The following is a 12,241-nucleotide window of genomic DNA, read 5'->3' as shown; positions in this document are numbered from 1 at the left end:
ACCGCCATGTCCGTGCTCCGCTCCGCCGCCCTCTTCTCCCTCGCCGCCCTCCTCGAAATCGGCGGTGCCTGGCTCGTCTGGCAGGGCGTGCGCGAGCACAAGGGCTGGCTCTGGGCAGCCGGCGGCGTCCTCGCGCTCGGCGCCTACGGCTTCGTCGCCACGTTCCAGCCGGACGCCCACTTCGGCCGCGTCCTCGCCGCGTACGGCGGGATCTTCGTCGCCGGTTCGATCCTGTGGGGCGTGGTCGCGGACGGCTACCGCCCGGACCGCTGGGACATCACGGGCGCGCTGGTCTGCCTCGCGGGCATGGCCGTGATCATGTACGCCCCGCGGGGAAACTGACCGGACCCCTCTTGGGAGCCTCAGAACGGCTCGTCGGGCAGCAGCCCCAGCTGCCCGAGGAAGTCCATCTCGTCGAAGTACAGCCGGTAGTCGACGATCCGCCCGTCCTTCACCGTGGCGATGTCCACCCCGCGGATCCGGACCTCCTTCTGCGTCGGCGGCAGCGTCTCACCGTTGGGCAGCTCCAGCGGCCCGGTGTTGCGGCCGCGGTAGATCCCCTCGTCGATGGCCGTGTCACCGGCCTCGTAGGAGTGCAGCACCTCGAACGTCGCCCCGGGAACCGCCTCCGTCATCGTCCGCCAGTACTCGACGATGGTGTCGCGCCCGCGCAGCTCGCCCTCGTCGGGCGTGAAGGCGACCGCGTCCTCGGCGTAGAGCTCGCCGACGGCCTTCAGATCCGTGTGCTTGGTGACCGCGTCCGTGAGCCGGTCCATGACCTCACGCGCTTCGCCCATGATCGCCTCCGGGAGAACAGGGGACCCCCCAGCCTCATTCTCCCACCATGGGGCCTGCCTATCCTGGCCGCGAGCCCGGCGCGCACGCCGGGCCGCCGCACGCCCGAGGACCCGAGGAGCACCCATGGCCACCGCAGCCCCGCCCGCAGCCTCCCGCATCGCCGTCGTCACGGGTGCGAGCAGCGGAATCGGCGCCGCCACGGCCCGGCAGCTCGCGGCGGCGGGCTACCGCGTCGTCCTCACCGCGCGCCGCAAGGACCGCATCGAGGCCCTGGCCGAGGAGATCACCAAGGCCGGCCACCAGGCCACGGCGTACGCCCTCGACGTCACCGACCGCGCCGCGGTCGACGAGTTCGCCACGGCGTTCAAGACGATCGGCGTGCTGGTGAACAACGCGGGCGGCGCGCTCGGCGCCGACCCGGTCGCGACCGGCGACCCGGCCGACTGGCGCCGGATGTACGAGACGAACGTCATCGGCACCCTCAACCTCACCCAGGCCCTGCTGCCCAAGCTGATCGCGAGCGGCGACGGCACGGTCGTGGTCGTCTCCTCCACCGCGGGCCACGGCACCTATGAGGGCGGCGGGGGCTATGTCGCCGCCAAGCACGGCGCCCACGTCCTCGCCGAGACCCTCCGCCTGGAGATCGTCGGACAGCCGGTCCGCGTCATCGAGATCGCCCCCGGCATGGTCAAGACCGACGAGTTCGCCCTGACCCGCTTCGGCGGCGACGAGGCCAAGGCGGCGAAGGTCTACCAGGGCGTCGCCGAGCCCCTCACGGCCGACGACGTCGCCGAAACGATCACGTGGGCGGTCACCCGCCCCGCCCACGTCAACGTCGACCTCCTGGTCCTGCGCCCCCGGGCCCAGGCGTCGAACACGAAGGTGCACCGGGAGTCGTAGAGCCGGTCAGCCCTTCACGCAGACGACCTGCTTCAGCTTCGCCACGACCTCCACGAGGTCCCGCTGCTGGTCGATGACCTGCTCGATCGGCTTGTACGCGCCGGGGATCTCGTCGACGACCCCGGAGTCCTTGCGGCACTCCACACCCTGCGTCTGCTGCTCCAGGTCCTTCGTGGTGAACCGGCGCTTGGCCGCGTTGCGGCTCATGCGCCGGCCCGCGCCGTGCGACGCGGAGTTGAAGGACTTGGCGTTGCCGAGGCCCTTCACGATGTAAGAACCCGTGCCCATGGAGCCGGGGATGATCCCGTACTCGCCGGAGCCGGCCCGGATCGCGCCCTTGCGGGTCACGAGCAGGTCCATGCCGTCGTAGCGCTCCTCGGCCACGTAGTTGTGATGCGCGCTGATCTCCGGTTCGAAGGTGGGCTTGGCCTTCTTGAACTCCTTGCGGACCACGTCCTTCAGGAGGGCCATCATGATCGAGCGGTTGTGCTTCGCGTACTCCTGGGCCCAGAACAGGTCGTTGCGGTAGGCAGCCATCTGTGGGGTGTCCGCGACGAAGACCGCGAGGTCGCGGTCGACCAGACCCTGGTTGTGCGGGAGCTGCTGGGCCACGCCGATGTGATGCTCGGCCAGCTCCTTGCCGATGTTCCGGGAACCGGAGTGCAGCATCAGCCAGACGGAACCGTCCGTATCTGTGCAAACTTCGACAAAGTGGTTTCCGCCGCCGAGCGTTCCCATCTGCTTGGTGGCACGTTCCTGACGGAACTTGACCGCTTCGGCGACCCCGTCGAACCGCCCCCAGAACCCGTCCCACCCGGCCGTGGCCAGCCCGTGGAAGCGCCCCGGGTCCACCGGCTCGTCATGCATCCCCCGGCCCACCGGAATCACCTGCTCGATCCTCGACCGCAGCCGGGACAGGTCGCCGGGCAGGTCGTTCGCCGTCAGGGACGTCTTCACCGCCGACATTCCGCAGCCGATGTCGACGCCCACCGCCGCCGGGCACACCGCACCCTGCATGGCGATGACCGAGCCGACCGTCGCGCCCTTGCCGTAGTGCACGTCGGGCATGACCGCCAGGCCCTTGATCCACGGCAGCGTGGCGACGTTCTGGAGCTGCTGGAGCGCCGAGCCCTCGACCGAGGCCGGGTCGGTCCACATCCGGATCGGTACCTTCGCACCCGGTATCTCTACGTACGACATAACGCCCTCAATCCCCCGTAACCGAACAGAAGTCTTCAACAGCAAATACCGGAGCCAAGGTCGACGAAAGGGAAATCGGACCGGCGTCCACGGCAGTGCGTGCGATACACATTGTGTCCATCGCCCGCCGTACGGCGGCAAGCCAATATCCGTGTCGAGAGGAGCCACCACGTGCAACGAAAGGCGTGCGTACCCGGTATCGCCGTGCTCCTCGCGGCGGTACTGGCCGGCTGCACCGGCGGCTCGGCCGACGACGGCCCGACGGACGGCTCCAACCCCGGTGACACCGGCACGGCATCGCCCGCCGCCGAGCCCGGCCGCTACCGCACCCTGCCCGACCCCTGCGTCGAGGTCGGCGAGAGCACGCTCGACGAACTGCTCCCCGGCATCCGGCAGATCAGCGACGAGGAGCAGCGCGAGACGGCCTACGAGGGCGAGCCGACGACCACCTTCGACACCGACCGCAAGGTCGGCTGCCGCTGGAAGGTGGACTCCGCGGCGGCCACCGACCATCTGCTGATCGACTTCGAGCGGGTCGTCTCCTACGACAACGCCGTCAGCGACGACAGCCAGGCCGAGCAACTCTTCGCGGAGCAGGAGGCGTCGGCCCACCTGCCCCACCCGACGGCCACCGAGACGGCGGCCGCCGGCAGCACCCCGCCGGGCGGTTCCGCCGCCTCCCCGGCCGGCTCCCCCTCGCCGTCCGGTTCCTCGTCGCCTTCGGTGGCGCCCTCGGCGACGCCGACCGAACTGCAGCCCCGGGTGCTGGAGGATCTCGGCGACGAGGCGTTCCTCGACGACGGGCTGAGCAGTTCCGGTTCGACGGCCAAGCAGCGGACGGTGACTGTGGCGTTCCGCACGTCCAACGTCATCGTGACCATCGAGTACGCGGAGCAGCCGACGACGGTCGGCGTCGTGCCGGACAGCAAGGAAATGCAGGACAGGGCGCAGAAACTGGCCTCGCAGCTGGCGGATTCACTGGGGGACTGAGGCCCCTTCACGGCCCCTTCACCCCTGCCCGCAAAGCACGCGAAGGAAGAACACACGGTTGCCTCACCGCGTACGGTGACCACTCGGACCCGTTCCGACCGCAGGGAATCACGAGCGTCATGAGTGAAGGAACCATGCAGCGACGAGCACAGCGAGTAGAGCGAGACCAGCGAGCGAAGCGCCGCAACCGCGCCCTTGTCTGCGCGGCCGCCGTCCCCGTGATGCTGGTCGCCGCCGGCTGCTCCTCGGACTCCGGCTCTGGCGACAGCACGGACAAGGCCGCGAAGGCCGCGGCGTCGGCGTCGGCGAGTCCGTCACCGACGGTGCAGGCGGCGGCCTACGGCAAGCTTCCGGAGCCGTGCAAGGTGCTCTCGAAGAAGACGCTGGAGGACCTCGTTCCGAAGGGCAAGTCCGGCAAGGAGGGCAAGTCGGACGACATCTCGACCCGGGGCAGCTGCTCCTGGAACAGCCTCGACAACAACGGCGTGAAGGGTTCGCAGTTCCGCTGGCTGAACGTGTCGATGCTGCGCTTCGAGTCGGACGTCACCCGTGGCCCGGCGGACAAGCTCGCCCAGGAGCACTTCGAGAAGCAGGTCCAGGAGGCCCAGGCCGTCGAGGGCGCCAAGAGCGTCAAGACGGAGCCGGTGACCGGCACGGGTGACCAGGCGACGGCCGTGCACTACGACCTGAAGAAGAAGGAAGGCACCTTCAAGCAGCAGACGGTCGTGGCGCGCGTCGAGAACGTCGTGGTCACGCTGGACTACTACGGCGCTGGTCTGGCCGGCGACAAGACGCCGAGCGGCAAGGACATGCTGAAGGACGCGGAGAAGGCCGCCAAGGAGGCGGTGGGCGCGGTGTCCGAGGCGAACGGCGAGGGCGGCAAGGCGGGCGGCGCCCCGTCCGCCTCGGCGTCGAAGCCGGCGTCGAAGTCGCCTTCCAAGGGGGCGTCGGACGGGCCCTCGAAGGGCGCCTCGGCCTCGCCGTCCAAGAAGCCCGCGTCGAAGAGCTGAACAGTCCCGACGGGATCCGGCCACCCGTCCTCCGCACATGTGTGCCACCCTGTTGCGCGCAACAACAGGCAAGGGGAGGGGAGTAACGGGTGGCCGCGCCACAACTGACTCGGATGCACCGCGTTCTCATCGGCGTGGTCGTGGCCGGTGCCGTGATCATCGCCGGCATCGGCTTCGCCGGTTCGTACGCCGCAGTCCGCGAGTTGGCCCTCAAGAAGGGCTTCGGGAACTTCTCCTACGTCTTCCCGATCGGCATCGACGCGGGCATCTGTGTCCTGCTGGCTCTGGATCTGCTGCTCACCTGGATCAGGATCCCGTTCCCCCTCCTGCGCCAGACGGCGTGGCTGCTGACGGCGGCGACGATCGCCTTCAACGGCGCCGCCGCGTGGCCGGATCCGCTCGGTGTGGGCATGCACGCGGTGATCCCGATCCTGTTCGTGGTCGCGGTCGAGGCGGCCCGGCACGCGATCGGCCGTATCGCCGACATCACGGCCGACAAGCACATGGAGGGCGTCCGCCTCACCCGCTGGCTCCTCTCCCCCGTCCCCACGTTCCTCCTCTGGCGCCGCATGAAGCTCTGGGAGCTCCGCTCCTACGACCAGGTGATCAAGCTGGAGCAGGAGCGGCTGGTCTACCAGGCGCGGCTGCGGTCCCGGTTCGGGCGGGCGTGGCGCAGGAAGGCGCCGGTGGAGTCCCTGATGCCGCTGCGGCTGGCGAAGTACGGGGTGCCGCTGGCGGAGACGGCTCCGGCGGGGCTGGCGGCGGCGGGCATCGAGCCCGCGCTGATCCCACCGGCTCCCCGGCAGGCGCTGGACGCGGCGGCCGCACCCGACCGGACCGCGGGCGGTCGTGCCGTCGGGGCGGCGCCCGTCCCCCAGGGGACGGTTCCTCCCGGCGAGCAGCGTCCGGAGCTGGACGGCGTCCCGGTCGCCGAGTACGCGGAGGCAGAGCCGGGACCCGACCAGAGCCCGTGGTTCAACACTCCGCGCGAGGTCGAGTACCAGGGCGGCTACGACCCGGCCTACGACCCGGAGCAGTACGCCCAGTGGTTCGCGGAGCAGCAGCAGGCCGAGCAGTACCTGGAAGACCGGCCGCACGACGCCCCGGCCCCGTCCCCGGAGGACACCGGCAGTTTCCCGATCCCGGTGGGCCCGGGCCGCACGCGTGAGCTGGGTGACGGCGGCGGCCCGCCGGAGCCGACCGAGGAGGACTACTACCAGGTCTTCCGTGAGTCGACCAAGGGCGGGAACGGAGCGCCCACCCCGCGCGGGTTCATCTCCGACGTCGAGGCGACGTACGGCGTCGCCCTGGACGAGGCCGAGGTGAAGCGCATGATGAAGCGCTTCTCCAACCGTCTCAACGCGGAGCTGACGGACGAGCACATCGCCTGACCGGCACACCGGCACGAAGAAGGGGGCCCTCGGGTGAGGGCCCCCTTCTTCGTGCGGCGTGACCGCGCCGGTACGCCCCTGCTCCTACTCCCCGAGCAGGGCCCGCACCCGGTCCTGCCCCACCGCCAGCAGCAGCGTGGGCAGCCGGGGCCCGGTGTCCCGGCCCACCAGCAGGTGGTACAGCAGCGCGAAGAAGGACCGCTGGGCGGTCTTGATCTCCGGCGGCAGCTCCTTCGGCGTGGCGTCGGCGGAGAACCCGGCCTGGACCTTCGGCACGCCGTAGACGAGGTGCGTCAGACCGTCGAGCGACCAGTGGTCCGCCAGCCCGTCGAGCAGCAGTCGCAGCGACTCGCGGCCCTGCTCGTCGAGCGACTTCAGCAGCTCGGCGTCCGGCTCGTCGCGCACGATGGTCCGCTGGTCGGCGGGGACGTGCGCGTTGATCCAGGCCTCGGCCCTGTCGTAGCGCGGCCGCGCCTCGTCGAGCGAGGTCAGCGGCTGCTCCGGGTCGAGCTCGCTGAGGATGCGCAGCGCCTGGTCCTCGTGCCCGGCGGTGATGTCCGCGACGGACGCCAGCGTCCGGTACGGCAGCGGCCGGGGCGTGCGGGGCAGCTCACCGGCGGCCGTCCGCACCGCGCGGGAGTGCGCGGCGACGTCGGCCGGCAGGGCGCTGCCGTCGGCGACCTTGGCGTCCAGCCGGTCCCACTCGTCGTAGAGCCGCTGGATCTCCTGGTCGAAGGCGACCTTGAAGGACTGGTTGGGCCGGCGCCGCGCGTACAGCCAGCGCAGCAGCTGCGGCTCCATGATCTTCAGGGCGTCCGCCGGGGTCGGCACGCCACCCCGCGAGGACGACATCTTCGCCATCCCGCTGATGCCCACGAAGGCGTACATCGGCCCGATGGGCTGCTTGCCGCCGAAGATGCCGACGATCTGCCCGCCCACCTGGAACGACGATCCCGGCGAGGAGTGGTCGACACCGGAGGGCTCGAAGACGACGCCCTCGTACGCCCAGCGCATGGGCCAGTCGACCTTCCAGACGAGCTTGCCGCGGTTGAACTCGTTCAGCCGGACCGTCTCGGAGAAGCCGCACGCGGTGCAGGCGTACGTCAGCTCGGTGGAGTCGTCGGAGTAGGAGGTGACGGTGGTGAGGTCCTTCTCGCAGTTGCCGCAGAACGGCTTGTACGGGAAGTAGCCGGCGGCGGTGGAGCTGCCGTCGTCCTCGCCGGCCGCGCCGGAGCCCTCGGCGGCCTCCAGCTCGGCCTCGTCGACCGGCTTCTGGCCCTGCTGCTTCTTGGCCGGGGCCTTCTTCGTGCGGTACTGGGCGAGGATCGCGTCGATGTCGCCGCGGTGCTTGATGGCGTGCAGGATCTGCTCGCGGTACACGCCGGAGGTGTACTGCTCGGTCTGGCTGATCCCGTCGAACTCCACGCCCAGCTCGGCCAGCGACTCGATCATCGCGGCCTTGAAGTGCTCGGCCCAGTTCGGGTGCGAGGAGCCCTTGGGCGCCGGGACGGACGTCAGAGGCTTGCCGATGTGCTCGGCCCACGACTCGTCGACGCCCGCGATCCCGGCCGGGACCTTGCGGTACCGGTCGTAGTCGTCCCAGGAGATCAGGTGGCGCACCTGGTGGCCCCGGCGGCGGATCTCGTCGGCGACGAGGTGCGGGGTCATGACCTCGCGCAGGTTCCCGAGGTGGATGGGCCCGGACGGGGAGAGACCGGACGCGACGACGACGGGTTTGCCCGGGGCCCGGCGCTCCGACTCCTCGATGACCTCATCCGCGAAACGGGAGACCCAGTCGGTGGTCTCGGTGCTCTGAGCCACGATCGGCACGTCCTTCTTTCTGCATCGGGCAGCCGGTACGGTCGCACGGCTGACCGCACCATTGTCCCAGACCCCCTTGCGCCCAGAAAAACGGCTTTACCCGCATGGGATACTGGCCGTGTCTATCGATCCCCTCGAGGAGAACGGCACCCTTACCTATGGCCTCGGTCACGTCCCTCAGCGACTCCGTCCACCAGCGCCTCACGGCGGCCCTGTCGGCGGCTCTGCCGCAGGCCGGCTCCGCGGACCCGCTGCTGCGACGAAGCGACCGGGCCGACTTCCAGGCCAACGGGATCCTGGCCCTCGCCAAGAAGGAGAAGGCGAACCCGCGGGAGCTGGCGACGCAGGTCGTGTCCCGGGTCGAGTCGGGTGAACTGATCAAGGACGTCGAGGTCTCCGGCCCCGGCTTCCTGAACATCACGATCACCGACCGCGCGATCACCGAGACGCTCGCCGCGCGCTACGCCGACGACACCGGCCGCCTCGGCGTGCCGCAGGCGCGGCAGCCGGGCACCACGGTCATCGACTACGCCCAGCCGAACGTGGCGAAGGAGATGCACGTCGGTCACCTGCGCTCCGCGGTGATCGGCGACTCGGTCATGCGGCTGCTGGAGTTCACCGGCGAGAACGTGGTGCGGCGTCACCACATCGGCGACTGGGGCACCCAGTTCGGCATGCTCATCCAGTATCTGGAGGAGCACCCGCACGAGCTGGACCACAAGGCCGACGAGGTCTCCGGCGAGGAGGCCATGTCGAACCTCGACCGCCTCTACAAGGCCGCCCGCAAGCTCTTCGACGCCGACGAGGAGTTCAAGACCCGCGCCCGGCGCCGGGTGGTGGACCTCCAGGCGGGCGACCCGCAGACCCTAGCCATGTGGCAGAAGTTCGTCGACGAGTCGAAGATCTACTTCTTCTCCGTCTTCGAGAAGCTGGACATGGAGATCCGCGACGAGGACATCGTCGGCGAGTCGGGTTACAACGACATGCTCGCCGAGACCTGCCGCCTCCTGGAGGAGTCGGGCGTCGCGGTCCGCTCCGAGGGCGCCCTCTGTGTCTTCTTCGACGACATCAAGGGCCCGGACGGCAACCCGGTCCCGCTGATCGTGCAGAAGTCGGACGGCGGCTACGGCTACGCGGCGACGGACCTCTCCGCGATCCGCGACCGTGTCTTCAACCTCAAGGCGAACAACATCATCTACGTGGTGGACGCCCGCCAGTCGCTCCACTTCAAGATGGTCTTCGAGACGGCCCGGAAGGCGGGCTGGCTGGGCGATGGCGTGAAGGCCTACCAGCTGGCCTTCGGCACGGTCCTCGGCAAGGACGGCAAGCCGTTCAAGACCCGTGAGGGCGAGACGGTCCGCCTGGTCGACCTCCTCGACGAGGCGATCGACCGCGCCTCGGCGGTCGTCCGGGAGAAGGCCCAGGACCTCTCCGAGGAGGAGATCGCCGAGCGCGGCACCCAGGTGGGCGTCGGCGCGGTGAAGTACGCCGACCTGTCGACGTCGGCGAACCGCGACTACAAGTTCGACCTGGACCAGATGGTCTCGCTCAACGGCGACACGTCCGTCTACCTCCAGTACGCCTACGCCCGTATCCAGTCGATCCTGCGCAAGGCCGGCGCCTCCCGCCCCGTCGCGCACCCCGAGCTGGAACTGCACGAGGCGGAGCGCGCGCTGGGCCTGCACGCGGACGCGTTCGCGGCGACGGTCGCGGAGGCGGCGACGGAGTACGCCCCGCACAAGCTGGCGGCGTACCTGTACCAGCTGGCTTCGCTGTACACGACGTTCTACGACAAGTGTCCGGTCCTGAAGGCCGAGACGCGGGAGCAGATCGAGAACCGCCTGTTCCTGTGCGACGTCACGGCCCGCACGCTGCACCAGGGCATGGCCCTGCTGGGCATCCGGACGCCCGAGCGGCTCTGATACCCGGCCCCTTGAGGCAGGCCGCGAGGCGCGGTACTCCCCCGTGGAGTGCCGCGCCTCGGTGAGTCCGTCGGGGCGGGCAGCCGGGCCGGGCTGATTGTCAGTGGCCGGCTCTACAGTCACCACCATGGCGACTCTTCCCAATCCCCTGCCGCAGCTGGCGTCAGACCCGAGCGGCCGCTCCCTCGGTCTCCGGCTCCCGGCCGGCGCGCTCGTCGACACCACCGACGAGGGCCTCTGGCACGAGCCGCTGCTGTGGTGCGCGGACGGCCGGGCCCTCCCGGGCGGCTGGGCGGCACTGGAGCCGGCCCGCCGTGCGGGGCTCCTGCCGGTCGTCCTGGAGACGGGCGACGGCCACGGCGGCCCGGACCACTGGCAGTTGATGCCCGGCGAGGTGTCCTACCCCGGGGACCACGACGCCGGGGAGGTCCTGGCGGAGTACTGGGAGGAGCATGCCGCGCAGGGCGCCCCCTGGCCCGGCCCGGCCGAGCCTCCCGGGCAGGACCGGGACCCGGACACCGTGGCCGGTGACATCGCGGACACCCTGCTGGTCGACGGCGGCCCCCTCAAGGAGCCCCGCCTCGCCCTCGTCCCGGCCCGCCGCAGCGCGGACATCCCGACGGCGATCGGCTGGACGGGCCCGGCGAACCACGAGGGCGACATCGCCCGCCTCAGCGCGGTGCTCCGCTCCTGGGAGGACCGCTTCGGCATACGCCTCGTCGCCCTCGGCTTCGACCACCTGCTGCTGTCCGTGGCCACGCCGCCCGCCACCCCGGCCGCGGCGGAAGCCGTGGCCGCCGAGCACTTCGCGTTCTGCCCGGACAACATCCACCAGGGCACGGACCCGACCCTGCGCGCCTACGCCGAGCACCAGGTCCTCAATCAGCCGGTGTGGCACTTCTGGTGGGACTGAGCCCCTCCCCCAGCCTGCGCAGGCCCTCCTCGATCTCCGCCGGCGTCTGCGTCACGAAGCAGAGCCTCAGCGTCGTCCGGTCGGGCGTGCCCGCGTAGAAGGGCGCGCCGGGGACGTAGGCCACGTTCTGCCGGACCACCCGCGGCAGCAGGGCCGTGGTGTCGTACGGCTCCGGCAGGCGTGCCCAGAGGAACATGCCGCCCTCGGGCCGGTTCCAGACCGACCCCGCGGGCAGCGCCGCGGCGAGCCCGGAGAGCATCGCGTCGCGGCGTTCGCGGTACACGCCGGCGACACGGGCGACATGGGCGTCCAGGTCGTTGTCGGCGAGGTAGCGGGCCGCGGCGAACTGGTTGACGGTCGGGGTGTGCAGGTCGGCGGCCTGCTTGGCGACGGCACAGGCGCGCCGCAGCTCGCCGGGTGCCCGCAGCCAGCCCAGGCGCAGCCCGGGTGCCATGACCTTGGAGAAGCTGCCGAGCAGCACCGTCCGGTCCTCGGCGCCCGGGTGGGCGGCGATCCACGGCAGGCGTTCACCGTCGTAGCGCAGCTCACCGTAGGGGTCGTCCTCGACGATCCACAGTCCGTGCCGGGCGGCGACGGCGGCCACTGCGGCGCGCCGCCCGGCGGGCAGGGTCCGGCCGGTGGGGTTCTGGAAGGTGGGCACGGTGTAGAGCAGCTTGGGCCGCTCACGCACGACGAGTTCCTCCAGTGCCCCGGGGTCGAGGCCGTGCTCGTCCCCGGGCACGGCCAGGACCCGCGCCCCGGCGAAGCCGAAGGCCTGAAGTGCCGCGAGATAGCAGGGGTTCTCGACGAGGACGGTGTCCACGGGTTCGACGAGAGCGGTGGCCAGGAGGGAGAGGGCCTGCTGACTGCCGGTGGTGACGAGCAGGTCGTCGGGCCCGGTCGGCAGGCCGCGTGCGGTGGTGCGGGCGGCGAGCGCGTCCCGCAGGGCGGGTTCGCCCTCGGTCGTGGAGTACTGCAGCGCCCGTGCGGGTGCCTCGGCGAGCACCGCCTCGTACGCGGCGGCGATGCCCTTGGTGTCGAACAGCTCCGGTGCCGGGAGCCCGCCCGCGAAGTTGATCACCTCGGGGCGGGCGGTGACGGCGAGGATGTCCCGTACGGGCGAGCCGCCGACGGCCCGGGCCCGTGCGGCGAGCGGAGGCACGGAGGAGCGGGTGGGAGGGGGCTCGGCGACGGTCATGACACGGCTCCTTCGGCTGCGGTGACGCCTTGTTGCCCGCAGCCTAGAGAGATACGTGCCGTCTACAAGCAGCTTTCCGGGATCCGGACGCCCGGACC

The 12,241-nt window shown here is 70.8% G+C and carries 11 protein-coding genes; 7 read left to right on the top strand and 4 right to left on the bottom strand.

The window, feature by feature from the left end; translation table 11 throughout:
* Nucleotides 1-6: 6 nt before the first annotated feature.
* The gene (locus tag HNR57_RS09765) at nt 7-342 is read left to right on the top strand and encodes a YnfA family protein (protein WP_184558985.1); all 336 of its coding nucleotides are present in this window, start codon (nt 7-9) and stop codon (nt 340-342) included.
* Nucleotides 343-362: 20 nt separating this feature from the next.
* Here HNR57_RS09765 and HNR57_RS09760 read toward each other — a convergent pair whose 3' ends face one another.
* Nucleotides 363-797 (bottom strand): ester cyclase, encoded by a 435-nt coding sequence (locus HNR57_RS09760; RefSeq protein WP_184558983.1) that lies wholly within the window; start codon nt 795-797, stop codon nt 363-365.
* A gap of 124 nt (nt 798-921) precedes the next feature.
* Between HNR57_RS09760 and HNR57_RS09755 the strand changes: the two genes are divergently transcribed.
* On the top strand, nt 922-1,698 hold the full coding sequence (locus tag HNR57_RS09755) for an SDR family NAD(P)-dependent oxidoreductase (protein ID WP_184558981.1): 777 nt from the start codon (nt 922-924) through the stop codon (nt 1,696-1,698).
* Nucleotides 1,699-1,704: 6 nt separating this feature from the next.
* Here HNR57_RS09755 and HNR57_RS09750 read toward each other — a convergent pair whose 3' ends face one another.
* The gene (locus tag HNR57_RS09750) at nt 1,705-2,898 is read right to left on the bottom strand and encodes an RtcB family protein (RefSeq protein WP_184558979.1); all 1,194 of its coding nucleotides are present in this window, start codon (nt 2,896-2,898) and stop codon (nt 1,705-1,707) included.
* Nucleotides 2,899-3,069: 171 nt separating this feature from the next.
* Here HNR57_RS09750 and HNR57_RS09745 point away from each other — a divergent pair, with 171 nt between their 5' ends.
* The 3 genes from HNR57_RS09745 to HNR57_RS09735 all read left to right on the top strand — a co-directional run bounded on the left by HNR57_RS09745 (nt 3,070) and on the right by HNR57_RS09735 (nt 6,289).
* The gene (locus HNR57_RS09745) at nt 3,070-3,888 is read left to right on the top strand and encodes a DUF3558 domain-containing protein (RefSeq protein WP_184558977.1); all 819 of its coding nucleotides are present in this window, start codon (nt 3,070-3,072) and stop codon (nt 3,886-3,888) included.
* Between the two features lie 119 nt (nt 3,889-4,007).
* A complete protein-coding gene (locus tag HNR57_RS09740) occupies nt 4,008-4,898 on the top strand; it encodes a DUF3558 family protein (protein ID WP_184558975.1) in 891 nt (296 codons plus the stop codon).
* Nucleotides 4,899-5,011: 113 nt separating this feature from the next.
* On the top strand, nt 5,012-6,289 hold the full coding sequence (locus HNR57_RS09735; RefSeq protein WP_184558973.1) for a DUF2637 domain-containing protein: 1,278 nt from the start codon (nt 5,012-5,014) through the stop codon (nt 6,287-6,289).
* A gap of 84 nt (nt 6,290-6,373) precedes the next feature.
* On the opposite strand, the gene lysS is transcribed toward HNR57_RS09735, so the two are convergent.
* Nucleotides 6,374-8,119 carry a lysine--tRNA ligase gene (lysS, locus tag HNR57_RS09730; RefSeq protein WP_184558971.1) on the bottom strand — a complete coding sequence of 582 codons (1,746 nt, stop codon included), beginning with the start codon at nt 8,117-8,119 and terminating at the stop codon, nt 6,374-6,376.
* A 149-nt stretch (nt 8,120-8,268) separates the two neighbouring features.
* On the opposite strand from lysS, the gene argS reads away from it, so the two are divergent.
* Both argS and HNR57_RS09720 read left to right on the top strand, forming a co-directional pair.
* Nucleotides 8,269-10,032: an arginine--tRNA ligase gene (gene argS / locus HNR57_RS09725; protein WP_184558969.1), complete on the top strand. Its 1,764-nt coding sequence runs from the start codon at nt 8,269-8,271 to the stop codon at nt 10,030-10,032.
* A 127-nt stretch (nt 10,033-10,159) separates the two neighbouring features.
* Entirely contained in the window at nt 10,160-10,945 is a 786-nt protein-coding gene (locus HNR57_RS09720; protein WP_184558967.1) for a DUF4253 domain-containing protein, read from the top strand.
* Here HNR57_RS09720 and HNR57_RS09715 read toward each other — a convergent pair.
* Complete coding sequence (locus HNR57_RS09715) at nt 10,911-12,143, bottom strand: aminotransferase-like domain-containing protein (RefSeq protein ID WP_184558965.1); 1,233 nt, start codon at nt 12,141-12,143, stop codon at nt 10,911-10,913. The genes HNR57_RS09720 and HNR57_RS09715 overlap by 35 nt on opposite strands.
* Between the last annotated feature and the right edge of the window lie 98 nt (nt 12,144-12,241).

Source organism: Streptomyces paradoxus (assembly GCF_014202475.1).
In the GTDB taxonomy this organism is placed as follows: domain Bacteria; phylum Actinomycetota; class Actinomycetes; order Streptomycetales; family Streptomycetaceae; genus Streptomyces; species Streptomyces paradoxus.
The sequence above is the reverse complement of the archived record's forward strand: the minus strand, read 5'-3'. Positions and strand labels throughout refer to the sequence as shown.